This is a genomic window from Actinophytocola sp., from assembly GCF_045807065.1.
Taxonomy (GTDB): domain Bacteria; phylum Actinomycetota; class Actinomycetes; order Mycobacteriales; family Pseudonocardiaceae; genus Actinophytocola.
On the sequence record NZ_JBJMIE010000014.1, the window covers coordinates 1 to 21944 of the forward strand.

A 21944-nucleotide genomic window follows, 5' to 3' on the forward strand; every position below is an offset into this window, starting at 1 on the left:
CGGAGCAACTGCCAGCCGTGATATCGCAGGGGCGCCGATAAGCCGGAACGAAGACCGCTCCGCAGCTCAGACACTGCGGAGCGGTCTTTACCCCATATCACCCTCCTGCCGTAGTGACCTGGCAGGGGGACCATCTAAAGTGTGGCGTCATGGCCGATGGTGAGTCCGACGCGAACCCTCGCGTTCCACGCTTTGACACTGTTCTGCGCGGTTACAACCCCCGGCAGGTGAACGAGCGCGTCACGCGCCTGTCGTTCGACCTGAGCCACGCGACGAAGAGCCGCGACGAGGCGGTCGCCAAGGTGGCCGACCTGACCAGAGCACTCGGCAGCGCGCAGCAGCAGTTGCAGGACTCCAAGGAGCAGCTCCACCGCATCACGGTCAACCCGACCTCCACCGAGGCCATGTCGGAGCGCCAGCGGCTGATGTGGCAGCTGGCCGAGGAAGAGATCTCCGAGTTCAAGCGCAACGCCGACGAGTACGACCGGTCGACGCGGGCCGACGCGGACGAGTACTCCCACTCGACGAGGGCCAAGGCCGACGCCCACGCCTCCGCGACCAGGGAGGACGCGGACAACTACGCGTCGCAGAACCGGCGCGAGGCCGACCAGCACGCGGCCGAGATCCGCAAGAACGCGGACACGTACATGGCCCAGACGAAGAAGGCGGCCGACGAGTACGCGGCGAGCACCAAGGCCGACGCGCAGGCGTACGCGAAGGACCAGAAGGCCAAGCAGGACGCCATCACGGCCGAGCTGACCGAGCGCCGCAAGCTCCTCGAGGCCGAGTACGCGAAGAACCACGCGACGCTCGAGAACGAGTACGAGCAGCTGCGGGCCCGCAACGCGACCGAGCACGAGCACCTCATGGCCGAGGCCCGCACCGAGATCGAGCGGGCGACGAAGGCCAACGAGACCCGCATCGGGCAGCTCGACGCCGAGGCCAAGCAGCGGCGCGAGCGGCTGGACGCCGAGGCCCTCAAGCAGCGCGAGCTGCTGGACGCGAAGGCCGCGGAGAAGCGGTCGTCGCTGGAGCAGGAGACCGACGCGGCCCTCAACCAGCGCCGCGCGGAGCTGGAGCGCGAGCTGAACGAGCGGGCGGCCGTCGCCAAGGACCGCGCCGCCAAGATCGTCGGTGACGCGGAGCGCGAGGCGACGAAGATCCGCGAGACGGTGGCCGCCGAGCGCACCGAGGCCGAGCAGCAGATCGCCCAGCGCGAGGCCGCGGCGAAGGCCCGGGCCGCGAAGATCATCGGCGACGCCGAGGTCGAGGCGGGGCGGATCCGCGAGACCCTGGCCTCCGAGCAGGCGGAGGCGGAGAAGCAGATCGCCGCCCGCCAGCAGTCGGCCCAGCAGCAGGCCGCGCGGATCATCGAGGAGGCCAGGAAGCGCACCGACGAGGCGGAGCGCGCCCTGGCCGAGAAGAAGGCCTCGGTGGAGCAGAGCCTGGCCGAGCTGGAGGCGATGGCGCAGCAGCAGGCCGACAAGACCATCGCCGACGCGGAGTCCAACCGGCAGGCCATCGAGAAGGCGATCGCGGCCAAGCAGACGCACGTCGAGCGCGAGCTGAACGAGCAGCAGGCCAACGCGAAGATCCGCGCCGCCAAGATCGTCGAGGACGCCGAGCAGCGCCTCGCCGAGGCGGCCGACCGCATCCGCCAGGCGGACGAGTTCGAGCGCCGCGTGTCCGACAACGTGAACACGACGTACTCGATCCTGGAGGACGCCAAGCGGCACTTCGCGGCGGTGGCCAAGGCGAGCGCCGCGGCCCCGGCGCCGATCCAGCCCCGCCCGACCCCGCAGCCGCGGCAGGAGAAGGCCCAGGCCAACGGCGCCAAGTAGGTCTCAGCTCGGATGAGCCCTCGCCGGTCGCGCGGACCGGCGAGGGTTTGTTTTTGCCGAGAAATCACGTCTTTTCGAGATATTCGGCCTTGGTGTCGGTGACGAGAGAGGCGACCATGCTCGCCAGTCCCGGAAACTCCGCGAGGTCCGGCGACTGGGACACGAGTCCCTGAGCCTCTTCGCGCGCCTTTCCGATCACTTCCTCGTCACGCAACAAGGACAGCAGTCGCAGGGCCGAGCGGTTACCGGACTGTGTCGCTCCCAGGATGTCGCCCTCGCGGCGCATTTCCAGGTCCACACGGGCCAGTTCGAATCCGTCCAGGGTTGCCGCCACCGCGTCCAGGCGCTCACGGGTGGCGGTGCCGCCGGGCATGTCGGTCACCAGGAGGCAGACCCCCGGTGCCGTGCCCCGGCCGACCCGCCCACGCAGCTGGTGCAGCTGGGAGACCCCGAACCGGTCGGCGTCCATGATCACCATCGCCGTCGAGTTCGGGACGTCCACGCCCACCTCGACGACGGTGGTCGCGACGAGCACGTCCACCTCGCCGGCCGCGAAGGCACGCATCACCGCGTCCTTCTCGTCGGCCGGCAGCCGGCCGTGCAGCACCGCGAGCCGCAGACCCCGCAGCGGCCCCTCGGCCAGCATCTCCGCGACCTCCAGCACGGCGAGCGGCGGCCGGCGGCCGTCGTCGGAGTCGCCGGGCGGCTCGTCCTGGTCGCCGATGCGCGGGCACACCACGTACGCCTGGTGGCCGGCCGCGACCTCCTCGCGGACCCGCTGCCACGCCCGTTCCAGCCACGACGGCTTCTCCGACACCGGGACCACCGCCGTGTTGATCGGCGACCGGCCCTTCGGCAGCTCACGCAGCGACGACGTCTCCAGGTCGCCGTACACGGTCATGGCGACCGTGCGCGGGATGGGCGTGGCGGTCATGACCAGCACGTGCGGGCTCGTGTTCTCCCCCGCGCGGGTGCGCAACGCGTCCCGCTGCTCCACGCCGAAGCGGTGCTGCTCGTCGACCACGACGAACCCCAGGTCGGCGAACTGCACCTTGTCCTGGATGAGCGCGTGCGTGCCCACCACGATGCCCGCCGCGCCGCTGGCCGCGTCCAGCAACGCCTGCTTGCGCTGCTTGGCCGGCAACGAGCCGGTCAGCAGCGTGATGCGCGTCGCCTCCTCCGAAGCGCCCAGCTCACCCGCCATCGCGAGGTCACCGAGCATGCTCGCGAGCGACCGGGCGTGCTGCGCGGCCAGGACCTCCGTCGGCGCGAGCAGGGCGGCCTGCCGGCCCGCGTCGACGACCTGCAGCATCGCCCGCAGCGCCACGATCGTCTTGCCGCTGCCGACCTCGCCCTGCAGCAGGCGGTTCATCGGGTGCTGGAGTTCGAGGTCGGCCGCGATCTTCTCGCCGACCTCCTGCTGGCCGTCGGTGAGGGTGAACGGCAGCCGCTTGTCGAACGCGGCGCGCAGGCCGTCCTCGCGGCGCCGGCACTCCGGGGCCGGCCTGGCGAGCGCCTGGTGCCGCCGCTGCGCCAGGGCCAGCTGGACGGCCATGGCCTCGTCCCACTTCAGCCGCGCCCGCGCGGACTGCACGGTGGGCCAGTCCGACCCGGTGTGGATCTTGCGAATGGCGTCGTCGTAGTTCGCGAGACCGTGCCGCGCCCGCACCTCGGCCGGCATCGGGTCGTCGATCTCGTCGATCATCGACAGGACCTGCCGCACGCACTTGGCGATCTGCCACGACTGGATCGTCGCGGCCGCCGGGTACACCGGGATCAGACCGGTGAACTTCTCGACGGCGTCGTCGGTGCCGTCGGCGTTCTCCTCCTGGTCCAGCAGCTGGTAGTCCGGGTTGGTGAGCTGCAGCTTGTTCCGGAACCGCGACACCTTGCCGGCGAACAGCGCGCTGATGCCCGGGGTCAGCACGCGCTTGTGGTGCCGCTGGTTGAAGAACGTGCAGTCCAGCGTGCGGTTGCCGTCGGTGATCACGACCTCGGACAGCCAGCCCTGCCGCTGCCGCATCCGCCGTTCGTTGAACGACAGCACGCGGGCCATGACCGTGGCGTGCTCGCCGATCTCCAGCCCGGCGATGTCGGTGAGCTGGCCGCGTTCGGCGTAGCGGCGTGGGAAGTACCGGACCAGGTCGCCGACGGTGTGCAGGTCCAACGCGCCGGCCAGAGCCTTGGCCGACTTGGCGCCCACCGCCGCCTCGAGTTTGCTGTCCATGGAGACCATCGGTGCCGATTATGTCGCGGTCCACCGACAGGCGGCGAACCGCCGAGCGGAGCGGCTCGCGATCAGCTCGCGCGGAGGGCCTCGTCCAGCTCGGTCATGATCCGCGCCTTCGGCTTGGCACCCACGAACGAGCGCACCGGCTCGCCGTCGCGGAACAGCAGCATGGTCGGCAGACCCATCACGCCGTACCGCTGGCCGACCGCGGGCTCCTCGTCATAGTTGATCTTCACGATCTCGACGTCGGCGCGTTCCCCGGCGATCTGCTCGAGGACGGGCGCGACCATGCGGCACGGGCCGCACCACGTGGCCCAGAACTCGACCAGTACCGGCTTGTCGCGCGTGAGCACGCGGGCCTCGAACGTTTCCTCGGTGACGGATTCCACTAGTTCTCCCCTGTCGTTCCGTGGCGTTTGCCGATGGCGGCGTCGAGCTTGGCGCGCAGTTCGTCCCGCACCACGGCCAGCTGCTTCAGGTACGCCTCGACCTCGGCGATCTTGCGGCGGTAGACGGCCACCGAGTCCGGGCACGCGTCGCCCTCCTCGTGGCCGGCGCGCAGGCAGTCGACGAACGGGCGGGTGTCCTCCAGCGCGAACCCGATCTCCTGGAGCGTCTGTATCTCCTGGACCACTCGAAGGTGTGACTCGTCGTAGTCCCGGTACCCGTTCGTGCGACGCGGAGCGTCCAGAAGCCCTCGCTCCTCGTAGTAACGCAACGCTTTGGTGGTAATCCCCGCGTGGCTCGCGAGCTCGCCGATCCGCATGAGAGTGACTGTAGACATTGCCCCTGGCGGGAAGGCCACCCCAATTGTCGGCGCCCGATGGCATCATCGTCGCCATGAACACCTGTTTGATTACTCCACGCCGAGCACGACCACCGCGTCCCGCTGGCCGCCCTGGTAGACGACCAGGTCGGTCTCCGGGTGCTCGCGGCGGAGGAAGTCCTCGAGCTCCGTAGCCAGCTCGTCCGGCGCGTCGGCCCCCAGCAGGGCGGTGACCAGCTCACCGCCCATGGTCAGCATGCGCTCGACCACGCCGCACACGGCCCGGTCGAGCGCGTCCAGCTCGGCCGGCCCGGGCTCGATCAACACCACCTCACCGTCGGCGAAGCCCAGCACGTCACCGGCGTCGCAGGCGCCTGTCCAGGTGATGGCGGCCTCGGTCGCCACCACGACCTCGCCACGCCTGGTGGCCGCCGCCGCCTCGGCCATCGCGACCACGTCGTCCCCCGCCCGGCGACGCGGATCGTGCACGGCCACGGCGGCGAGCACCTGCACAGGTGAGGCACACGGCACCACGACGACGTCCTGCCCGGCGGCGACGGCGCGGATCGAGGCCTCGTCGGCGGCCTCGACCAGCCCGGGATCGGCGGGCAGCACGGTGACGTGCGCGGCCGCGGTGCGCGTGATGGTCTCGAGCATCCGGTAGGCGAGCGACTCGTCCGCCCCGTTGTCCAGTCCGTCGCCCAGGTCGCCGACCTGCACGACGGTGACCCCTTCGCTGATCAGGAGGTCGGCGAACTCGCTACTGCGCGAAGGCACGACCACGGCACGATCCCGGGTGAACCGGCTCGCCTCCGGAGAAGGCGCGTCCGCGAACCGAGCCACCCGGATCCGCCGAGGCCGCCCAACGTCGATCCCCGCCTCGATGGCAGCACCGATGTCATCGCAGTGCACATGCACGGTCCACAACCCGGCCCCATCACCGACGACGGAGACCGAGTCCCCGACCCCGACGAGCGCGTCCCGCAACCGATCGACGGCGTCCCCACCGCCGTCGACCTGCTCCAGCAGATACATGACCTCGTACGCGAACGCGTCCGAGCCAGACTCACGGGAGGTGTAGAGGAAACTTTCCTGCCCACCGGCCGAAGGCCGCGCACCCCGCTCAGCAACGCCCCGCTGAGCAGCGCTCCGCCCGGCAGCGCTCCGCTCGGCGACGCCCCGCTCAGCGACGCCCCGCTCAGCAACGCCCCGCTGAGCAGCGCCCCGCTCAGCAGCGCTCCGCTCGGCGACGCCCTGCTCAGCAGTGCTCCGCTCAGCAGTGGCTCGCTGAGCAGCACTCCGCTCGGCGACGCCCCGCTCAGCAACGTCCCGCTGAGCAGTGCCCCGCTCAGCAGTGGCTCGCTGAGCAGCGACAAGCGCGGCCGGCTGCCCGGTAACAACCGAATACAGGGCGTCGAACAGCACGACGATCCCACGCCCGCCGGCGTCCACCACCCCGGCGTCAGCGAGGGCGGCAAGCTGACTGGGCGTCTCGTCAAGGGCAGCCGCCGCCGCGGCAGCAGCCGCCGCGACCACGTCCTGAAGCGCGTCGGAGGCCTCCTCCCACGCGGCGGAAGCAGCCGCCTCAAGCACGGTGACCATCGTGCCCGGCACCGGCTCGGTCATCGCCACCTTGGCAAGCTGGGCACCCCGCACCAACGCGGCCCGCAACCCAGGCCCAAGCACGGCTTCGCCGCCTCCTCCGGCCGAGGCATCCGCACCGGCGCCACCAGGGACGCCTCCGCCGCTGCCGGCTCCGTCGCCATGCCCGGCCGAGGCGGCGACAGTCTCGTCGCCGGCGACGACAGTCTCGGCGCGAGTGGCGGCGGTGCTGCCGCCGCTACCAGCGGTCGGCGCGGCAGAGGCGGCGTCTGCCACCGAGCCTGGCACTCCGTCCGCCACCCCCTCCGGAACACGGTCGCGCGCGGGCTCCACAGCAGCGCGGGTCAGGGCGTCGGCGACCCCCCGGAGGAACTGGGAGAGGATCACGCCGGAGTTGCCTCGGGCGCCGGTCAGGGCGCCGCGGGCCAGGACGGCCATGGCGTCGGCGGCGGTGGTGCGGGTCCTGGCGGGGGCGCGTAGGAGGGCGTCGAGGGCGGCGCGCATCGTGTGGAGGAGGTTCGAGCCGGTGTCGCCGTCGGGGACGGGGTAGACGTTGATGTTGTCGATGGCCTCTCGGTGGGCGTCCAGCGACTGCACGCACGCCACGGCCCATCGGCGGACCTGGGCGGCGTCTAGCGCCTGCAGCATGACGCGCCTCCACGGGGGCCGGACGGGCTGGACATGCGGCAGACTAGTGGGCCGGTGTCGAGAGCCGCGGCGCGAGCCGTTACCCTTTAGTCTGCTTGCCCGGCGCGAGTCGGGTGTTGCTGCCCGGGTTCGTCCTGGGCCGGAAGCTTGCTGGTCGGCTCGGCCAGTTCCATTGTGAGAAAGGAGTGCCTGACGTGGCTGCCGTTTGCGACGTCTGTGGCAAGGGGCCAGGCTTCGGCAAGTCGGTCTCGCACTCCCACCGGCGCACCAGCCGTCGGTGGAACCCCAACATTCAGACCGTGCACGCGAGGATCGGTGCCTCGCAGCGCAAGCGTCTGAACGTGTGCACCTCCTGCCTGAAGGCGGGCAAGGTCACCCGCGGGTAGGACCGAAGCCGAACAACCGTACACACGAGCCGGGCCGCGAGGCCCGGCTCGTTGTGTTGTCCATGTCATCCCGTGATTCTCGCCAGCTCCTGGCGCAGGGTCGCCAACGGCTGGGGACGCACCTGTTGCTGCACGATCGTGCCCAGCAGCCACGACAGGATCTGGTGGGCGGTCTCGGACGCGGCCTGGCCCGGGAGCACCTCCACCAGCAGCGCGTGCACCCGGTCCAGCATGCCGGCCGCCGCGTCCAGGGACTCGCGGCGGCTCGCGGCCACCCAGTACTCGAACCACAGGAACGCCGCGTGCGGTAGGTCGGCGAACGTCGCCAGGTAGGCCTCGACCACCCGCCACAGGCGCTCGTCCGGGTCGCCCTCGGCTTCGGCCGCGCTCCGCAGGGACGCCAGCATCGCGTCGACATGGGCCGACATGGCCTCGTCCACGATCTCGTCGACGTCGTGGAAGTAGTAGTGGATCGCGCTCTTGGTGAGCGGGCTGGCATCGGCCACCGCGCGGGCCGTGCACGCCGCCAGGCCCTGTGTGGCCAGCACCTTCTTCGCCGCCGCCACGATCTGCGCCCGCTTGACCCGCTGGTTGTTGCTCACCACGGCGGCCATCATAAGCGATCTCTTGCCAAAGTTGGGACATGCGTCCTAGATTCAGGACACGTGTCCCAACCCAAGGAGAGGTCAGTGTGAACTTCGTATTCATGGACCTGCGCACCACCGACCGCGAGCGCTCCCGGTCGTTCTACGGCGAGCTGTTCGGCTGGTCGACCACCGAGTCGCTCTTCACGGGCGCCGACGGGCCCTGGGGTGGGCTGACGCAGCTCGCGGCGGACGACGAGCGGCGTCCGCAGTGGGTGCCGTACGCGCCGGTCGACGACCTGGACAAGGCTGTGGCCCGGGCCGTTGAGCTGGGTGCTACCGCCACCCGGCCGCGTGTCGACCTGCCGCAGGGGTCGGTCGCGGTGATCGAGGACCCGACCGGGGCGACGCTGGCACTCTGGGAGCCACGGCGCCAGTGAGGGGCGCTACGGGAGCTTCCAGTCGATCGGCTCGCCGCCCTGCTTCTCCAGCAACTCGTTCGCGCGGCTGAAGGGGCGCGAACCGAAGAAGCCGTTGTGCGCCGACAGCGGACTGGGGTGCGCGGACTCGATGCACGGCACCGGGGACAGCAGCGGCTTCAGGTTCCGCGCGTTGCGACCCCACAGGATCGCCACCATCGGACCGCCTCGCGCGGCCAGCGCGCGGATCGCCTGCTCGGTGACCTCCTCCCACCCCTTGCCCTGGTGGGAGTTGGGCCGGCCGGGCTGCACGGTCAGCGCCCTGTTGAGCAGCAGGACCCCGCGCTCCGTCCACGGGCCCAGGTCACCGTTGGACGGCGCGGGGTGCCCCAGGTCGTCGCTGTACTCCTGGAAGATGTTCACCAGGCTCTTCGGCAGTGGGCGCACGTCCGGCGCCACCGAGAAGCACAGGCCGATCGGGTGCCCCGGCGTCGGATACGGGTCCTGACCGACGATCAGCACCCGGACGTCGGCGAACGGCTGCTTGAACGCACGGAGCACGTTCTCCCCGGACGGCAGGTACTGGCGGCCGGCGGCGATCTCGGCGCGCAGGAACTCCCCCATCGCGGCGATGCGCTCGGCGGCGGGCGCCAGCGCTTCCGCCCAGCCGGCCTCGACGATCTCGTGCAGCGGTCGTGCGGTCACCGCGTGACCCTACCCAACCGCTCAGGACAGCTTCCGCAGCCCTGCCTTGTAAACCGCGATGCGCTTCACGTAGTCCGCCACGATCGCCGACACCATCTGTGCCTGGGCTTCGTGCCCGTCGCGCACGCGGGCCGGCACGCCCAGCGCCATGCGGCCCGCCGGCAGGTGGCCGTTGAACGACATCACCGCGCCGGCGCCGAGCATCGCGCCGTCCTCGACCACGGATCCGTTGAGCAGCACCGAACCGGACGCGATCATGCACCGCGCGCCGACGGTCGCGCCCTCGATGTGGGCGTTGTGGCCGACGACGGACTCGGGTCCGATGACCGTGTCGTGCCATTCGGTGCAGTGGACGATCGTGCCGTCCTGCACCGACGTGCGCTCCCCCACCCGGATGGCGCCGGACTCACCGCGCAGCACGGCCTGCGGCCACACCGACGCGAACGCGCCGATGGTGACGTCGCCGATCACCGTCGCGTCCGGATGCACGTAGGCGTCCGGGTGGATGTCCGGGGTGCGGTCGCCTAGTGCATAGAGGGGCATTCGACCACCTTTCCCAGGTGCACGGCCTCGGGCGCGTCCGCGTAGTACCCGAAGCTCGGCACCGGCTCGTAGCCGGACGAGCGGTACAGCGCGAGCGCCTCCGGCTGCCGCTGCCCGCTCTCCAGGATGACGCGCCGGAAGCCGGCCTCGCCCGCCGTCCGCTCCAGCTCGGCGAGCACGGCACGCGCGAGGCCACGGCCGCGGAACGCCGGCGCGACGTACATGCGCTTCAGCTCCGCGTCCGTGCCGTGCGCGCGCCAGCCGCCGCACGCCGCCGGCGTGCCGTCCACGTACGCGACGAGGAACAGCCCGCACGGCGGCGCGAACTCGGCGGGATCGACCGGGGTGCTGTCCTCGCCGCCGTAGCGCACCACGTAGTCCCGCTGCACGTCGGCGATCAACGCCACCGCGTCCGGGTGGTCGTAGGACGTCACTTCGATCTGCACAGGACCTCTCACCGGAAGTACTGACCCCTCACCGGAAGTGCTGCCAACCGCTGCCGCCCTCGTACGGGCCGCCGTCGACAGTAACCGCACTTCCCCTGCTCACCGAACCGATTGTGCGCCAGCCCTCAGGCACGGCCGCCGGTCCGGGGAACGTCGCGACGAGCGCGTGGTCCTCGCCGCCGGTCAGCACCCAGTGCAGGGGGTCGGCGCCGAGCGCGGTGGCGACGTCGACCAGCCGCCGCGGCACCTCGACGAGGTCGGTCCGCACGTCGATGGCCACATTGGACGTCTCGCAGATGTGCCCGAGGTCGGCGAGCAGCCCGTCGGACACGTCGATCATGGCGGTCGCACCGGCCGCCGCCGCCTGCGGACCGGCCGCGTAGGGCGGCTCCGGCACCCGGTAGGCGCCGACCACCTGGACCGGCGAGCGGAACCCGCGCCCGAGCACCGCGAGCCCGGCCGCGGACCACCCGAGCCGCCCGGCCACCGCGACGACGTCGCCCGGCAGGGCCCCGCCCCTGGTAACCGGCTCGCGTCCCGCCATATCACCGAGCGCGGTGACCGAGATCACGATCTCCTTGGCGGTGACCACGTCCCCGCCGACGAGCCCGGCCCCGACGCTGGCCGCCTCCTGCCACATCCCGGCGGCGATCCCCTCGGCCACCTCGGCGTGGGTCGTGCGCGGGCAGGCGAGCCCGACGAGCAGCGCCGTCGGCACCGCGCCCATGGCCGCGATGTCGGCCATGTTGACCGCGATCGCTTTGCGCCCAACGTGTTCCGGCGACGACCAGTCGAGTCTGAAGTGGACGCCCTCGGTGAGGACGTCGGTACTCGCGACCACCCGCCCGTCGCTCACCGCCACCAACGCGGCGTCGTCCCCGGGCCCGATGAGGGTGGTCGCCGGCTGCCGCCGCCCGGCGGTCACCCGCCCGATGAGACCGAACTCGCCAACATCGGCGACGGTCTCGGGTGGATCATGAGCTGGCCCTACTCTATTGTCGGCCACGACACCTCCGATAGTCGGATCCCCAAACGATCCCGAACTGCGGTAGCTTTTGCTGCTCACGTTCCTACCTTTTGAGTCCTGCTAGACGCGAAGGGGCGCGCCGTGGTCTACGCATACATCCTTATCCAGACCGAGGTCGGACAGGCTGCCGCGGTTGCCGGGAAGATCGCACAGATCGAGGGCGTGACCACCGCAGAGGATGTCACGGGTCCCTACGACGTGATCGTCCGAGCCGAGGCGGAGAACGTCGACCTGCTCGGGCAGCTGGTGGTGGCCCGGATCCAGAACGTGGACGGGATCACTCGAACCCTCACCTGCCCCGTGGTCCACCTGGCCGACATGGTCTAGTGGCCATGTGTCCGGAGAGCCCGTATCCCGCGTGACGCTGTTGGTCGCGACCAGCCTGGCCGCGGCCCTGTTCATCGGCGTGATCATCGCGAGCAGGTTCACGGGCTCCCCGGGCGAGGCCGCACCGGCGACCACCGAGTCACCACGCCCAACCGGCCCACTGGCCCTGGTCGCGGTCGACGCACCGGACGCGGCCAGCCCGACCTGCGCGAACCTGGTCAAGGCACTGCCGGCGGCACTGCCGAGCAAGGGCAAGGAGCTGAAGCGCCTCCCACTGGCCGACCCGGCCCCCCAGGCCGCCGCGGCCTGGGCAGGCGACCGAGGCGACCCGGTGGTACTGCGCTGCGGCCTGACCAAGCCGGCCGAGTACCAACCGACGGCCCAACTACGCCTGGTCTCACAGGTCAACTGGCTCCCGGTGGATGGCGACGACGCGATGACCTGGTACACGGTCGACCGCCCGGTCTACATCGCACTGACCATCCCCAAGGACGCGGGCACAGGCGTCGTCCAGGAGATGTCAGAGACGATCGCGAAGGCCGTACCGACGAAGTGACAGCACTCGCTCGGAGAGAGTGAGTGGGAGTGCGGCTCGTCGGGGTTGGGTGGAAGGGTGAGAACGGGCAAGGGGCGCGCGCCCCAAGCCCCGTGGCCAGAGTGGCGAAACGGCGACCCCGCGAGGCGGTTCAGTGGTGGGGGCGGGGCCAAGGCAGGCAGGCGCCAGCCACCGGTGACTGCGGCGACCCAAGCGCCATCGCCAAGGTGGCGGAGGCGCCCCAGGCCCAGTGGCCAAGTGGCAAAGGCGACCCGAGCCCCGTGACCAAGTGGCGGAGGCGATCCAAGCCCCGTGGCCAAGTGGCGGAGGCGCCCCGGGCTCGGTTGCCAGGTTTGGTGAAGGCGCCCCCGAACCCCGTGGCAAAGTGACCGAGCGGAACCCAGGCCCAGTGGCCAAGGTGACGAAGGCGACCCAAGCCCCGTGCCCAAGGTGACGGAGCGGACCCAGCCCTATGGCCAGGGTGGCGAAACAGTCCTCCCCGCGTGGCGGTTCGGTGGTGGTGGCGGGGGCAAGGCAGGCAGGCGCCAGCCTGCCCCCGGAGGGGCCTGCCCAGGGCGGCGGAGGCTCGCGGGTCAAGGGTGACGGCCGCCAGGCCGTCATCGGGCGAAGCCCGACGCCGAAGGCGCCCTTGACGCGTGAGTCGCCGCCCGTACAATCCCGCCACCACCACCGAACACCGAGGACGCAGCGCGCACCACGGCCCACCAAACCCCGAGACCACAGCGCGCACCACCGAACCCACCACCAAACCCGAGACAAGGCGCACACCACCGAACCCACCAAACCCGAGAACAAGGCGCGCGCTACCGAACACCCCAGGAACCGGCACCACCAAACACCACAGAACGCACCACACCGCCCACCAAGCCCCTGGAAGACGGCGCACAACCGAGCCCCAACGAAACCCAGGACGCGGCCAACAACCCTCAGCCAACCCCCGGCGAAACCGCACAAGCAGCCAACACATCCCGCATAGACCGACGGAACTCCCCGGGCGAGAAGTACGTCCGACAGATCTCCAACAACCCCTGCTGCACCTCAGCCCACAAAACCGAGTCAGTCAGCAACCGGTGGCACAACTCCACAATCTCCACCGAGGACGCACCGACCAGATGCCGAGCGGTCCAACCGAGGTGCAGCCCCTCACCACCGACCGGAGTCGTGACGAACGGCAACCCGGCAGCCATCGAGTCCACGAACTTGATCTTCACTCCGGCGCCGTACCGCATGGGCACGACATGCAGCAGAGCCGACTCCAGCAAGGGCCGCGGGTCGGGCACCTTCCCGACCACCTCGATGGACGAACCGTCGAGCGCCAGCACCGCAGGCGACGGGTCCGCACCGACCACGCGCAACCGCAGGTCGGCGTGCCGCTCGCGCAACGGCGGCAGCACCTCGTCCGCCAACTCCAACACGGCGAACTCGTTGGGCGTCCGCGGCGTGGAATCGAATCCACCGAAGAAAACGATATCCCGCCGAGCCTCGAACCCGGGCACAGAAGCAGGCACCGCGGCCGGGTAACACGCCACGTGCACCCGTGAGTCGGGCGCGACACGCCGCGCCCAGTGCGCCTCCTCCTCACTCACGCACACCGCCACATCGGCCCAGGAGAAGGCATCAACCTCCTGCTGCCGCAACACATCCGCCTGCACCGCCCAGGCCCGCCGCTCCCGGGCATCGGTAGCCGTCCCGAAATGCTGCTCCGGCCGCCGGTGGAACAGTGCCTCCGCGTCGTAGACCTTCACCGCCTGCGGTTGCGCCCGCGCGATCGGCTCCCCGTACCCGATGAAGTTGTGCGGCCGGAAGACCACCACCACGTCGTACAACCCGGCCCGCTCGACCGACCACCGCGCCGGGTCCTCGACTCCCCACACGACCTCGATGCCCCGGGCGGCCAGGGCCGGCGCCACCTGCTCGGCCCGCTCGGAGGACACGGCGAAGAACGTCACCCGCGCCCGCGGATCAGCCTCCCGCCACGCGTTGACCACCGCCATCGTGCGCCCGTCACCACGGCCACGGTCCGGCTGGGGCACGCGGTCGTCGATCAGCAGCACCCGGTACGGCGCCAGGTGGTCACGCAGCCACCACTTCCGGTACGGGTGCTCGTCCAGCTCGACCAGCGGCACCCGGTCGTCGAGCGACCACCGCCGGGTGAACGTGCCGTGGTTGAGCCGCATCAACTCGGTCGCGCGGGCCGACGAGCTGCTCCCGTGCCGCTGGTGCACCACCTGCGACGCCGGCTCCAGCCACGTCTGCCACCCGTGCGCCCGCAGCGACATCATGAGGTCCACGTCCTCGAAGTACGCGATCTCGTACTCCGGCGAGAACCCGCCCACCTCGAGGAACGCCGCGCGCCGCACCACGAGGCACGCCGCCGACGCGTAGTCCACCTCACGCGTGAACAGCGGTCCGAAGTCCACGGCGCGACACCAGCCGTCGCCGCCGATGACGCTGCCCGCCTCCTGCACGCTGCCGTCCGGGTTGAGCAGGACCGGGGACACCGCCGCGACCGAAGGCCGGGCGTCGAGGAACGCCAGCAGCGGCTCCAGCCAGCCGTCCGTGACCTCGATGTCCGCGTTGAGGAAGCACAGCAGCTCGGTGTCGGCGTGCCGCACGGCCAGGTTGCAGCCCGCGCCGAAGCCCAGGTTCTCCGGCATCCTCAGCACAGTCGCGCCGGTCAGGTTCTCGGCGAGCCACTCGCCGGTGCCGTCGGGTGACGCGCTGTCGGCGACGATCACCCGGTACGGCGCGGTCGTGTGCTTCGCCAGCAGCTCCAGGCATCGCACGACCAGCTCGCGCCCGCCGTACGACACGAGCACGAACGTGATCCGCGGGATCATCCGCGCGCCTTCCCGTAGGCGTCGCGCAGCGGGCGCGTCCACCGGACGAGCTTGGTGTTCTGCCAGTTCACCAGCTCCTGCTCGATGCGGGCCAGACGCGCCGCCAGCTCCTCGTTGCGGCGGGTCAGCTCGATGTTCTCCGCGCGCACCTCGGTCGCCTCGGCCACGGCCGCGTCCCGCTCCTGCCACGCCTCCGCGAGCGGCTCGGCCAGGCGCTGGCGCTCCACCAGCATCCGGCGTCGCAGCTGCCAGTGCGCGTGCCGCAACGCGTTGTTCTCCTCGGCCAGCACCGACATCCGCGTCGCCAGGTCGCCGCCCTGCTCGGCGAGCGTGTGCTCGGCCAGCTCGGCGATCCGGTCCAGCTGTGCCGTCAGCTCGGCCACCGGGGCGAACTCGAACGTCGAGCCGTCCGGCCGCCGGCACCGCACGCCGAGCCAGGCGCACGCGGCGGCGATGTGCTCGTCCTCGGTGACCACGTTCCTGGCGGCGGACAGGATCGCGAGCCGGTCCTCGAACACGAGGTCCTGCGGCAGCTCGGCGTGCACGTCGTAGTCGCGTTGCGGCATCTCGCCCAGCTGCCGCAGCTGCGCGACCCGCACCGGCAGCGTCTCCCGGTCGAGCACGCGGTCGAGCAGCAGGCCGGGGTTCGGACCGGTCGCGACGAATGCCGCGCGGGCCGCCAGGTCGGCGGGCACCTCGGGCAGCGCGAACAGCACGACCGGGTGCGCCGCGTCCAGCCGGGCGGCCAGGTCGAGCGCGTACGGGTCGGCCGTGCAGACCACCGTGAGCGTCGCGGCGGCGGCCAGGTCCTCGGGCGTGCGGTCCCGCAGCGGTTCGATGACCAGCCCGCCGTCCGTGACCGCCGAACGGCGCCAGCCCTCGGTGGCGAACAGGCTCATGCGCCAGCCGGGCAGCCGCGCGAGCAGCTCCTGCTGAATCACCCGTCCGGGTAATTGGTCCCCCAGGTCCGGCTGGTCCGCACTGGTCCAGATGGCGACGGCACCGACGCCGGAATGAGTGCTTAGTCCAGGCACCCGGCGAGAGTACTGAACCTGCGCGGTGTGTCCCACGTCTGATACCACGAAAACCAGGGAGGCTGACTCACATGGTGTTACCGATAGTCCTGGTCACCGCCGGGGCCGTGTTCTTCGTGGGCCGGCTGTTGATGTTCGCGGCCCACAACCGCGCTGGTAAGGGCGACAACTGAACCCGCACTACCGACTGTTACCCACCCTCATTCGATAGAGATCCCTCGTCGTCCGGTGTCTCCGAGCCGGTAGCCGGAGTGTTCACGTCACGGTGCCAGGTCGATGTGCACGCCGGTCAGTTCCTCGGAGACGTCCCACAGGCGTCTGCCCAGTTCCCGGTCGCGGGCCTCGTCGAGGGGCTGGACGAGTGTCGGGTAGCCCCTGCTCTCGTTGCGGCCGTCCGGGCCCCAGAACTGGCCGCTCTCCACGTCCGGGCCGGCCGCCGCGTAGATCTGCGGCAGGGCGCCCATGGAGACGTCCTGCGCCATGACCCTGTTGCCCGCCTTCATGAGCAGCCTGCTGATGCCGGACGGTCCGGCGGACTGCAGGTTGGTGGCCGTGTAGCCGGGGTGGGCGAGGACGCTGCGCAGGCCGATCCCGTTGGTCCGCAGGCGGCGGTGCAGCTCCAGTGCGAACACGACGTTCGCGAGTTTTGACTGGGAGTAGTAGCCGGCGCGGCTGTACTTCTGGTTGCCGTGCAGGTCGCCGAAGTGGATGCGGCCGCGGCGGTGCAGCCCGGAGCTGACGGTGACCACCCTCGGGTCGTCGCCCCGCAGCAGGGTGTTGAACAGCAGGATCGTCAGCGCGAAGTGCGCGAGGTGGTTGACGCCGAACTGCAGTTCGTAGCCCTGCGCGGTGTGCGTGTGCGGCGGCATCATGATGCCGGCGTTGTTGACCAGCACGTCCACCTGCTCGACGCGGGCGGCGAACTCCCGCACCGAGTCGAGGTCGGCGAGGTCGAGGTGGCGCAGGTCGAACCGGCCGTCCGGCTGCTCGGCTCGCAGTGCCTCGACCGCGGCCTCGCCCTTGGTCATGTCTCGTGCGGTCATGATCACGGTGGCACCCCGTGAGCCGAGCGCACGCGCGGTCTCCAGGCCGAGACCGCCGTTCGCTCCGGTCACCACGAACGTGCGTCCGACCTGGCTCGGGACGTGGCTCGCGAGCCACTCCGCGGCCGAGGGTCTGTCGACATCAGCTGCCTTGCTCATAAGACACAGGGTGCCGCACGCGCCGCCCGATGTGACCCCGGTTGGCCTGTTCACTTCTGTGTCCAATGTCTACGCCAATCTGGATCGGGACGCTCACGCTAAGTAGGTTGTCGCCATGGAGCAGCGGCATCTGGGCGAGTCAGGTCTGGTGGTCAGCGCAGTCGGGCTCGGCTGCAACAACCTCGGGCGGCCCGGAACCGCGGCGGAGTCACTCGCCGGTTCGCGTGCGCTCATCGGCGCGGCGGTCGACGCGGGGATCACCTTCTTCGACGTGGCCGACGTTTACGGTGCGCCACGAGGGCGTAGCGAGGAACTGCTGGGGCAGGCGCTGTCCGGCCGGCGTGACAGGTGCGTGATCGCGACGAAGTTCGGCGTGGACATGCAGGGCGCGAACGGCCCGGACTTCGGCGCGCGCGGCTCCCGCCGGTACGTGAAACGGGCGGTGGAGGCCTCGCTGCGCCGCCTGGGCACGGACTGGATCGACCTGTACCAGCTGCACCGCGCCGACCCGACGACGCCGGTGGAGGAGACCCTGTCCGCGCTGGACGACCTGGTGCGCGAGGGGCTGATCCGGTACGCGGGTGTCTGCAACCTGGCCGGCTGGCAGGTGGCCGACGCGGTGTGGCTGGCGCGGACCAACCACTGGTCGGGGATCATCGCCGCGGAGAACCACTACTCGCTGCTGGAGCGCGAGGCCGAGCGGGACATCGTGCCCGCGTGCGAGCGGTTCGGGTTGGGGCTGCTGCCGTACTTCCCGCTGGCCAACGGGTTGCTGACGGGCAAGTACCACCGGGCCGCCGACGCGCCCGCCAACGCGCGGCTCGCCGGCCGCACCCGGTTGCTGGCCGACGCGCCGTGGGACCGGATCGAGAAGCTGCGGGCGTTCGCCGAGGAACGCGAGCTGCCCATGGCGACGGTCGCGATCGGCTGGTTGGTGGCTCAGAAGCCGGTCGGCTCGGTCATCGCGGGTGCCACGACCCCGGAACAGGTGAGCGCCAACGCGGCCGCGACCCAGTGGCACCCGAGCGAGGACGACCTGCTGGCACTGGACGAGATCTGCCCGCCGGGCCGCCACTGACTGCCCGGCCCACCTGAAATCCGCTGTTCGGGGCGCTGAGCTCGCGGGCACACTGCGGTCGTGGCCGTACTGGAGATGACCGCGCCGGGCCGGGCCCGGGCCACCGGGCTGAGCCTGACCTCGTGGGTGCTGTTCGCGACCTCCGGCCCGCTGGCCAGGTCGGTGATGGCGGCGGGCGGTTCCCCGGCCGCGGTGACCGCCGTGCGCATCGTGCTGGCGGCGGTACTGCTGGGAGCGGTGGTCGCCGTGCTGCGGCCGCGGGCGCTCCGGTTCCGCCGCGGCGACCTGTGGCTGGTGCTCGGCTACGGGCTGTTCGGCGTCGCCGGGGTGCAGCTGTTCTTCTTCGTGGCCGTGGCCCGGGTCCCGGTCGGGGTGGCGATGGTGCTGGTCAACCTCGCGCCCGCGGTGGTCGCGCTGTGGGTGCGAGTGGTGCGGCGGACCCGGCTGCCCGTACTCGTGTGGCTGGGGATCGGGCTGGCCGTCGCCGGACTGGGCCTGGTCGCGGAGGTCTGGCGGGGCACCCGGCTGGACCTGCTCGGCGTCGCCGGCGGGCTGGCCGCGGCGGTCTGCGCGGCCGGCTTCTTCCTGCTCGGTGAACACGGTGCCAGCAGGCACGACTCGTTCGGGCTGACCGCGGCCGGGCTGGCGGTCGGGGCCGCGGTGATGATCGTGGTCAGCCCGCCGTGGACGCTGCCCGCGGAGCTGTTCACCGCCCGCGCGGTGCTCGGCGGCCTGCACGCACCGGTGTGGAGCGTGCTGGTGGTGCTGGCAGTGGTGGCCACCGTGCTGCCCTACCTGGCGGGGATCCGGGCGATGCGTGACCTGCCGTCGACCCTCGGCAGCGTGTTGGCCCTGGTGGAACCGGTGGTCGCCGCCGTACTGGCCTGGCTGCTGCTGGGCCAGGCGCTCGGCCTGGCCCAGCTGGTCGGGGCGGTGGTCCTGCTCGGTGGCGCGGCCTTGGTGCAGCTGGCCGGTCCGGCACAGCTCGCCGTTGAACAGGAGCCGGCCGGACTCAGCGGGGAGCCATCCGCAGGGCGCCGTCCAGGCGGATCACCTCGCCGTTCAGGTAGTCCTGGGCGATGATCGACAGGGCCAGGTCCGCGTACTCCTCGGGGCTGGCCAGGCGCTTCGGGAACGGCACGCCGGCCGCCAGGGCCTGGCGGAACTCGTCGCTCACGGTGGCCAGCATCGGGGTGTCGACGATGCCCGGGGCGATCGTCATCACGCGGATGCCGGACGAGGCCAGGTCGCGGGCGGCCGGCAGGGTCAGGCCGACCACGCCGCCCTTGGACGCCGCGTAGGCCACCTGGCCGATCTGGCCGTCGAAGGCCGCGATCGAGGCCGTGTTGATGACCACGCCGCGCTGGCCGTGCTCGTCCGCCGCCGTCTTCGCGATCGCCTCGGCGGCGAGGGTGACGACGTTGAACGTGCCGATCAGGTTGACCTCGATGACCTTGCGGAACAGCGCCAGGTCGTGCGTGCCCTTCTTCGACAGGATCCGGGCCGACGGGCCGATGCCCGCGCAGTTGACCACCGTCCGGAGTGGACCCTCGCCGGCGGCGGTGTCGACCCCGGCACGCACCTGGTCCGGGTCGGTCACGTCCGTCGCGACGTAGGTGACGCCGTCGACCTTCGGCGCCTTGTCGATCGCGGCGGGCAGGTCGAACGCGAAGACCCGGGCGCCGCTGCCGGCCAGTGCCGCCGCGGTCGCGCCGCCAAGGCCGGAAGCACCGCCGGTGACGATGGCGGAGGTGTCACTGATCTGCATGCCCGACAGGTTAACGGGCGCTCACCCAGGTTCGACGGAGTGCGGGTCGACCCCCTCCTCGGGACGGTGCGTGAAGTGCAGGAGGAGCACCAGAGGGAGAGCCGCCAACAGGGCGAGACCGGCGAACAGAGCCGCGATGGCGAAAAGTTCCATACGGACCACCCTGGTAGGCAACGCACCGTCCCCGCGTCACCCAAAACGGGCATCCTGTCGTACTTCTGGGGGATGACCCTCTGCTACAGGTCGCCCACGTACGGCACGTCGTAGACCGCCGGCGACGACATCCAGCCGCGCAGCGCGTGGGTGGCGCGCACGTCGTCCTCGTTGTACTCGAGCAGGCGGACGCGCTGGTCGTCGTTGGGCTGGCGGCCGTCCATGCCGACGGCGTCGCGGTACCAGCGCATGCTGTTCTCGCCGCTGGCCTCCGGGTCGCGCCAGCGGAAGCCCGCCACCGGGGCGATCGTCTTCAGGCCCTTGCCGCGCGAGCACAGGAAGTGGTCGCGCACGGCGCCGAACAGGTCGAACCACGCGTTCGAGCCGATGAACGCGTGCACCTGCTCGGTGGTCGGGATGCCCGGCTTGCCCGCGAACCGCTTGGCCGACGACAGCAGCCAGCGGTTCTCCGCCAGCTCGTTGTAGCAGTACGCCCGGAAGGTCAGCCCCCGCGCCCGCGCCCGCAGGCGCACGACCATCAGCCACTGCCAGAACGCGCCGAACGACCTGGCCTCGTCGTCGGTCGGCAGCGGCTCCCACGTCGCGAACCCGTAGTAGCCCGGGCGCTCGCCGACGTCCACGCCGCTGAGCAGCGCACCCCACAGGTACGCGCCGGCGTCGCCGAAGCTCTCCATGTCGACGTCGACCTCGACGTCCGCCCGCGGCACGTCGATCCGCGGCACCCGGCGTACCACGGTCAGGTCCGCCAGCCACGCCTTGGCCAGGCCGACCGCGTCGGACATCGGCATGCCGGTCTGCGGCAGCGACTCGTCGTCCGGGTCGGTCAGGGCCAGGTCGTCGACCGTGCGCACGCCCGCCGCACGCAGCAGCGACGCCTCCTCGCCGCGGACGACCAGGCTCACGTCACGCGCCTGCTCCAGCTCGACGCCGCACACGGGCCACCACGGGCAGGTGCGGCACTCGACGATCCGCGACGGCTGCGCGAGCGCCTCGCCGCCGGTCGCGGCCGTGGTCGCGATGGCCAGCCGGTCGGCGAAGCGGGCGTCGTACTCGGCCAGCGCGGTGCGGTTGCCCGGCCAGGTCGGCGCCTCCAGGTCGTGCCAGACGACCGCGTCGCCGTCGAGGCCGATCACCCCGGCGACCGCGGGACCCTCGGCGGCCCGGCCGGCCGCCTGCAGCATGCGGTACGCGTGCGCGAGGCGGAGCACGTCACGGGGTTGGGGGCGGACGCGCCGGCGCTGGTCCGGCTGGCGCGCGGCCGGCCAGGGGGTGGCCAGCGGGGTGGTCTGGGCGCCCTGCCCGGGGTCGCTCACCTTGTGCCGCACCACGAGCACGGGCACGTAGCCGGTGTCCGCCAGGACCAGCAGGTCGATGTGGCCGCGGCGGCCGCCCACCTCGTCGCGGGGCAGCTGGGCGGCCCAGATGAACCGGGCGCCCTCGGCCATGGCGTCCACCGTCAGCTGCTCACGGTCGCTCGACCGGGCCTCGCGCGGGATCTCCGTCCACCCCGGACCGACCAGGCTGGCGATCTCGTCGGCGATCGAGCGGCGGTGCGCGGCCGCGTCGGCCTTGCGCTGCTCACCGGTCGGGTCGGGCGGGGCCTGGGGCGCGTCGACCATCGCCGGGTCGTGCTCGAGGTGCACCCGACGCCGGCAGCGGTTCACCACTCCCGAGTCGAGTAGCACCGATGTAGTCACGTTATGCAGTCTAAGCGGGACCACCGACATTTCTCGGGCGGTAGAGGTGCCGGTGCTGGTCAGCACCGATA

The 21944-nt window shown here is 71.3% G+C and carries 22 protein-coding genes and 3 pseudogenes; 7 read left to right on the forward strand and 18 right to left on the reverse strand.

Translation table 11 applies throughout. The annotated features are described in order from the left end of the window. The first annotated feature begins 227 nt into the window (after positions 1 to 227). Entirely contained in the window at positions 228 to 1841 is a 1614-nt protein-coding gene (locus ACJ73U_RS00605) for a hypothetical protein (RefSeq protein WP_407775485.1), read from the forward strand. 64 nt (positions 1842 to 1905) lie between these two features. On the opposite strand, the gene recG is transcribed toward ACJ73U_RS00605, so the two are convergent. The 7 genes and pseudogenes from recG to ACJ73U_RS00640 all read right to left on the reverse strand — a co-directional run. Further along, positions 1906 to 4077 carry an ATP-dependent DNA helicase RecG gene (recG, locus tag ACJ73U_RS00610; protein ID WP_407775486.1) on the reverse strand — a complete coding sequence of 724 codons (2172 nt, stop codon included), beginning with the start codon at positions 4075 to 4077 and terminating at the stop codon, positions 1906 to 1908. 62 nt (positions 4078 to 4139) lie between these two features. Beyond that, positions 4140 to 4460, reverse strand: a complete 321-nt coding sequence (gene trxA, locus ACJ73U_RS00615) for a thioredoxin (protein WP_407775487.1) — start codon at positions 4458 to 4460, stop codon at positions 4140 to 4142. After that, positions 4460 to 4837 carry a MerR family transcriptional regulator gene (locus ACJ73U_RS00620; RefSeq protein ID WP_407775488.1) on the reverse strand — a complete coding sequence of 126 codons (378 nt, stop codon included), beginning with the start codon at positions 4835 to 4837 and terminating at the stop codon, positions 4460 to 4462. The genes trxA and ACJ73U_RS00620 overlap by 1 nt, the downstream gene beginning before the upstream one ends. 90 nt (positions 4838 to 4927) lie before the next feature. Then, positions 4928 to 5680 carry a hypothetical protein gene (locus ACJ73U_RS00625; RefSeq protein ID WP_407775511.1) on the reverse strand — a complete coding sequence of 251 codons (753 nt, stop codon included), beginning with the start codon at positions 5678 to 5680 and terminating at the stop codon, positions 4928 to 4930. Next, positions 5675 to 5875: pseudogene (locus tag ACJ73U_RS00630) on the reverse strand (dihydroxyacetone kinase); the annotation flags it as partial. The pseudogene ACJ73U_RS00630 and the gene ACJ73U_RS00625, both read right to left, overlap by 6 nt. A 167-nt stretch (positions 5876 to 6042) precedes the next feature. Next, positions 6043 to 6273, reverse strand: a pseudogene (locus ACJ73U_RS00635) (pentapeptide repeat-containing protein); the annotation flags it as partial. Continuing rightward, positions 6254 to 7087: pseudogene (locus tag ACJ73U_RS00640) on the reverse strand (DAK2 domain-containing protein); the annotation flags it as partial. The pseudogenes ACJ73U_RS00635 and ACJ73U_RS00640, both read right to left, overlap by 20 nt. Before the next feature lie 194 nt (positions 7088 to 7281). Between ACJ73U_RS00640 and rpmB the strand changes: the two are divergent. Further along, complete coding sequence (gene rpmB, locus ACJ73U_RS00645) at positions 7282 to 7473, forward strand: 50S ribosomal protein L28 (RefSeq protein WP_407775489.1); 192 nt, start codon at positions 7282 to 7284, stop codon at positions 7471 to 7473. A gap of 65 nt (positions 7474 to 7538) precedes the next feature. On the opposite strand, the gene ACJ73U_RS00650 is transcribed toward rpmB, so the two are convergent. Continuing rightward, on the reverse strand, positions 7539 to 8087 hold the full coding sequence (locus tag ACJ73U_RS00650) for a TetR/AcrR family transcriptional regulator (RefSeq protein ID WP_407775490.1): 549 nt from the start codon (positions 8085 to 8087) through the stop codon (positions 7539 to 7541). A gap of 77 nt (positions 8088 to 8164) precedes the next feature. Here ACJ73U_RS00650 and ACJ73U_RS00655 point away from each other — a divergent pair, with 77 nt between their 5' ends. Then, on the forward strand, positions 8165 to 8497 hold the full coding sequence (locus ACJ73U_RS00655) for a VOC family protein (RefSeq protein WP_407775491.1): 333 nt from the start codon (positions 8165 to 8167) through the stop codon (positions 8495 to 8497). Between the two features lie 6 nt (positions 8498 to 8503). On the opposite strand, the gene ACJ73U_RS00660 is transcribed toward ACJ73U_RS00655, so the two are convergent. Genes ACJ73U_RS00660 through ACJ73U_RS00675 form a run of 4 tightly spaced genes read right to left on the reverse strand, consistent with a single transcriptional unit; the run spans position 8504 to position 11176 of the window. Next, entirely contained in the window at positions 8504 to 9181 is a 678-nt protein-coding gene (locus ACJ73U_RS00660) for a uracil-DNA glycosylase (RefSeq protein WP_407775492.1), read from the reverse strand. Between the two features lie 21 nt (positions 9182 to 9202). Continuing rightward, positions 9203 to 9724 carry a gamma carbonic anhydrase family protein gene (locus ACJ73U_RS00665; RefSeq protein WP_407775493.1) on the reverse strand — a complete coding sequence of 174 codons (522 nt, stop codon included), beginning with the start codon at positions 9722 to 9724 and terminating at the stop codon, positions 9203 to 9205. After that, positions 9706 to 10170 (reverse strand): GNAT family N-acetyltransferase, encoded by a 465-nt coding sequence (locus ACJ73U_RS00670; protein WP_407775494.1) that lies wholly within the window; start codon positions 10168 to 10170, stop codon positions 9706 to 9708. The genes ACJ73U_RS00665 and ACJ73U_RS00670 overlap by 19 nt, the downstream gene beginning before the upstream one ends. A 28-nt stretch (positions 10171 to 10198) precedes the next feature. Further along, entirely contained in the window at positions 10199 to 11176 is a 978-nt protein-coding gene (locus ACJ73U_RS00675) for a thiamine-phosphate kinase (RefSeq protein ID WP_407775495.1), read from the reverse strand. A gap of 102 nt (positions 11177 to 11278) precedes the next feature. Here ACJ73U_RS00675 and ACJ73U_RS00680 point away from each other — a divergent pair, with 102 nt between their 5' ends. Beyond that, a complete protein-coding gene (locus ACJ73U_RS00680) occupies positions 11279 to 11524 on the forward strand; it encodes an Lrp/AsnC ligand binding domain-containing protein (RefSeq protein ID WP_324925615.1) in 246 nt (81 codons plus the stop codon). 31 nt (positions 11525 to 11555) lie between these two features. Beyond that, positions 11556 to 12080: a DUF3515 domain-containing protein gene (locus ACJ73U_RS00685; RefSeq protein ID WP_407775496.1), complete on the forward strand. Its 525-nt coding sequence runs from the start codon at positions 11556 to 11558 to the stop codon at positions 12078 to 12080. Positions 12081 to 13006: 926 nt separating this feature from the next. On the opposite strand, the gene ACJ73U_RS00690 is transcribed toward ACJ73U_RS00685, so the two are convergent. From ACJ73U_RS00690 to ACJ73U_RS00700, 3 genes are all read right to left on the reverse strand, one after another. Continuing rightward, the gene (locus ACJ73U_RS00690; RefSeq protein ID WP_407775497.1) at positions 13007 to 14920 is read right to left on the reverse strand and encodes a glycosyltransferase; all 1914 of its coding nucleotides are present in this window, start codon (positions 14918 to 14920) and stop codon (positions 13007 to 13009) included. After that, positions 14917 to 15954, reverse strand: coding sequence for a hypothetical protein (locus ACJ73U_RS00695; protein ID WP_407775498.1), 1038 nt, complete (start codon positions 15952 to 15954; stop codon positions 14917 to 14919). Before ACJ73U_RS00695 ends, ACJ73U_RS00690 begins: the two co-directional genes overlap by 4 nt. A 260-nt stretch (positions 15955 to 16214) precedes the next feature. Continuing rightward, positions 16215 to 17156 (reverse strand): oxidoreductase, encoded by a 942-nt coding sequence (locus ACJ73U_RS00700; protein ID WP_407775499.1) that lies wholly within the window; start codon positions 17154 to 17156, stop codon positions 16215 to 16217. Between the two features lie 115 nt (positions 17157 to 17271). On the opposite strand from ACJ73U_RS00700, the gene ACJ73U_RS00705 reads away from it, so the two are divergent. Beyond that, positions 17272 to 18234, forward strand: coding sequence for an aldo/keto reductase (locus ACJ73U_RS00705; protein WP_407775500.1), 963 nt, complete (start codon positions 17272 to 17274; stop codon positions 18232 to 18234). Between the two features lie 60 nt (positions 18235 to 18294). Further along, complete coding sequence (locus ACJ73U_RS00710; RefSeq protein ID WP_407775501.1) at positions 18295 to 19317, forward strand: EamA family transporter; 1023 nt, start codon at positions 18295 to 18297, stop codon at positions 19315 to 19317. On the opposite strand, the gene ACJ73U_RS00715 is transcribed toward ACJ73U_RS00710, so the two are convergent. The 3 genes from ACJ73U_RS00715 to ACJ73U_RS00725 all read right to left on the reverse strand — a co-directional run bounded on the left by ACJ73U_RS00715 (position 19247) and on the right by ACJ73U_RS00725 (position 21873). Next, positions 19247 to 20002 (reverse strand): SDR family NAD(P)-dependent oxidoreductase, encoded by a 756-nt coding sequence (locus tag ACJ73U_RS00715; RefSeq protein WP_407775502.1) that lies wholly within the window; start codon positions 20000 to 20002, stop codon positions 19247 to 19249. The genes ACJ73U_RS00710 and ACJ73U_RS00715 overlap by 71 nt on opposite strands. A 21-nt stretch (positions 20003 to 20023) precedes the next feature. Continuing rightward, the gene (locus ACJ73U_RS00720) at positions 20024 to 20155 is read right to left on the reverse strand and encodes a hypothetical protein (protein ID WP_407775503.1); all 132 of its coding nucleotides are present in this window, start codon (positions 20153 to 20155) and stop codon (positions 20024 to 20026) included. 83 nt (positions 20156 to 20238) lie between these two features. Then, positions 20239 to 21873, reverse strand: a complete 1635-nt coding sequence (locus ACJ73U_RS00725) for a TM0106 family RecB-like putative nuclease (protein WP_407775504.1) — start codon at positions 21871 to 21873, stop codon at positions 20239 to 20241. Between the last annotated feature and the right edge of the window lie 71 nt (positions 21874 to 21944).

Excerpts from the sequence above, each read along its gene's own strand:
- recG (WP_407775486.1), bottom strand. The coding sequence starts at position 4,077 with ATGGTCTCCATGGACAGCAAACTCGAGGCGGCGGTGGGCGCCAAGTCG.
- ACJ73U_RS00620 (WP_407775488.1), bottom strand. The coding sequence starts at position 4,837 with ATGCGGATCGGCGAGCTCGCGAGCCACGCGGGGATTACCACCAAAGCG.
- ACJ73U_RS00650 (WP_407775490.1), bottom strand. The coding sequence starts at position 8,087 with ATGGCCGCCGTGGTGAGCAACAACCAGCGGGTCAAGCGGGCGCAGATC.
- ACJ73U_RS00665 (WP_407775493.1), bottom strand. The coding sequence starts at position 9,724 with ATGCCCCTCTATGCACTAGGCGACCGCACCCCGGACATCCACCCGGAC.
- ACJ73U_RS00690 (WP_407775497.1), bottom strand. The coding sequence starts at position 14,920 with ATGATCCCGCGGATCACGTTCGTGCTCGTGTCGTACGGCGGGCGCGAG.
- ACJ73U_RS00700 (WP_407775499.1), bottom strand. The coding sequence starts at position 17,156 with ATGAGCAAGGCAGCTGATGTCGACAGACCCTCGGCCGCGGAGTGGCTC.
- ACJ73U_RS00705 (WP_407775500.1), top strand. The coding sequence starts at position 17,272 with ATGGAGCAGCGGCATCTGGGCGAGTCAGGTCTGGTGGTCAGCGCAGTC.
- ACJ73U_RS00715 (WP_407775502.1), bottom strand. The coding sequence starts at position 20,002 with ATGCAGATCAGTGACACCTCCGCCATCGTCACCGGCGGTGCTTCCGGC.
- ACJ73U_RS00720 (WP_407775503.1), bottom strand. The coding sequence starts at position 20,155 with ATGGAACTTTTCGCCATCGCGGCTCTGTTCGCCGGTCTCGCCCTGTTG.